Origin of the sequence: Catellatospora sichuanensis (genome assembly GCF_007483665.1) — a bacterium.
GTDB lineage: Bacteria > Actinomycetota > Actinomycetes > Mycobacteriales > Micromonosporaceae > Catellatospora > Catellatospora sichuanensis.
This window is the reverse complement of the sequence record NZ_VIQO01000072.1, coordinates 1-1,812: the sequence shown is the minus strand read 5'-3', so window position 1 is coordinate 1,812 and position 1,812 is coordinate 1. Positions and strand designations below refer to the sequence as shown.

Below are 1,812 nucleotides of genomic sequence, written 5' to 3'. Positions count from 1 at the left end.
TTGGACCAGCGCCACAGCATCCTTACGGAACTGTTCGGTGTACTGCGAAGGGCGTGCCACCAGGACATCCTTCCTCCTGGCCATCCTGCCAGGGATCAGGGTGTCCGGCCCGAAGGTGGAAGCTCACGCAGCAGGTCGCGGGGGAAGGCGCGCCTGTCGTAGAGGCAGACCCCCAATGCCCGCCCGTCCATGTAGAGCTGGTTGACCTGCGCCTCGTATCCAGCCAGTTGATCGACTCCGGGCGGTTCGCTCAGCGCCCACGTCATGTCGCCGACCAGCCGCAGCCCTCGGTAACCGTCCCGGCCGGCCTGTTCGATGTGCCCGACCAGGGAGTCGATCACGCGAGCCGGCTCGAACCGGCCGGCTGGCAGATACGCGTCCCGGCCTGACAGAACCTGCACCTGCCCGGGCCGCGCGGCCACCGATGCGGCGACGCTGCGCTCTAGCCCGGCCCGGACCGCTATCGGCAGCAGCGACTCGACGAACAACATGATCTTGTCGCCGGCGTCGAGGCCGGCGGAGACGGTTTGCGTCATCACGTCGAGACCCTCGTCGGCGCCGTCGACAAATGCACAGATGTGATCACCGAGCTCCAGTTGGCCTGCCAGGCCGCGTGTTGACATCTGATCACCTCCTGCCGGCATGCGGAGCTGTTCGGCGCGCAGCAAAGGCGGGACGAAGATGTGCCGATGACAGGAAGGCAGATCGCGGTGGCAGCAGCACACCAGCAGTCACCGTCCGTACCCCGCTTCGCGGGCAGCCCACGTACCCCCGAACGGCCCCACCGGGGCACCTTCGCACCGGCGCGCGCTCATCGCGAGATCTCCGCCGCCGGCGGGTCCGCGTGCAACGAGTAGATGGTCGGCGATACAGGCTCATCCGTGTCCGCGCTCGCTTCACCGGTCAGCAACTCCAGCATCCCGGTGACCGCCAGCACCCGGCGGGCGAGGCCGGTGGCTCCGACGACGTTGAAGCCGACACCCGAACTGTGCGCCGTCTCACGGGCAGCGAGCAGGACATGCAGACCGGTCGAATCCATGAACGAGACCCGGGAGAGATCGACGACGACGCTCGTAACACCCGCCATACGGATCGTCGCGTGCAGGGCGTTCAGCAGCTCATCGCGGACCCCTAGATCGATCTCCCCGGATACCGCCACGACCACCTCGTGCGGCGCGTCGCCGTGCGCGACGACGTTCGCGACCTCCACGTCAACTCTCCTCCCCCTCCGAGGGAACCGGCTCCAAGCCGGTCGCTGCCGCAACCTTGTCGACATCCTGCCGCCCGTACGCAGTGCGCACCCCTGAAGTCGACATCCCGGCCGCCGACGCCAGCTCACCCAACGTGTACGGGTGCGGATACACGAACTCGCGACCGTAGGCCAGCAGTAACCGGATCTCCTCCTCGGCCCGCATTCGTCGCGCATGTGCGTCCGCCAACGCCGCCAGAACCGCATCGCTGCTCGACACCACAGACGGGTCCGGTACAGCTGCCAGCACGGTCTTCACGTCTGCGGTCACCCTGCGCGTACTCACACAGCGATGCTCGCACGGGACTGCGGTGAACGCAAGGTTACTTGATCATCAGCGGAACTTGCGGCCATCGGCTGCCGATCAAGCGACAGCGAGCACCTGTTCACTGGGTCGGACCTTGCCGGTCCTGGCCATGTGGTTCCACATGGCCATGTGAGCTTCCACCTTCGGGCCGGACACCCTGATCCCTGGCAGGATGGCCAGGAGGAAGGATGTCCTGGTGGCACGCCCTTCGCAGTACACCGAACAGTTCCGTAAGGATGCTGTGGCGCTGGTCCAA

At 66.6% G+C, this 1,812-nt stretch carries 3 protein-coding genes; all 3 read right to left on the bottom strand.

Annotated elements, in window-relative coordinates; translation table 11 throughout:
* Positions 1-95 precede the first annotated feature (95 nt).
* Positions 96-668, bottom strand: coding sequence for an MEDS domain-containing protein (locus FLL47_RS42530; protein WP_144128375.1), 573 nt, complete (start codon positions 666-668; stop codon positions 96-98).
* Between the two features lie 143 nt (positions 669-811).
* Positions 812-1,210, bottom strand: coding sequence for an STAS domain-containing protein (locus FLL47_RS42525; RefSeq protein ID WP_186316257.1), 399 nt, complete (start codon positions 1,208-1,210; stop codon positions 812-814).
* A gap of 1 nt (position 1,211) precedes the next feature.
* On the bottom strand, positions 1,212-1,508 hold the full coding sequence (locus FLL47_RS42520) for a hypothetical protein (RefSeq protein WP_246159338.1): 297 nt from the start codon (positions 1,506-1,508) through the stop codon (positions 1,212-1,214).
* Positions 1,509-1,812: the final 304 nt, after the last annotated feature.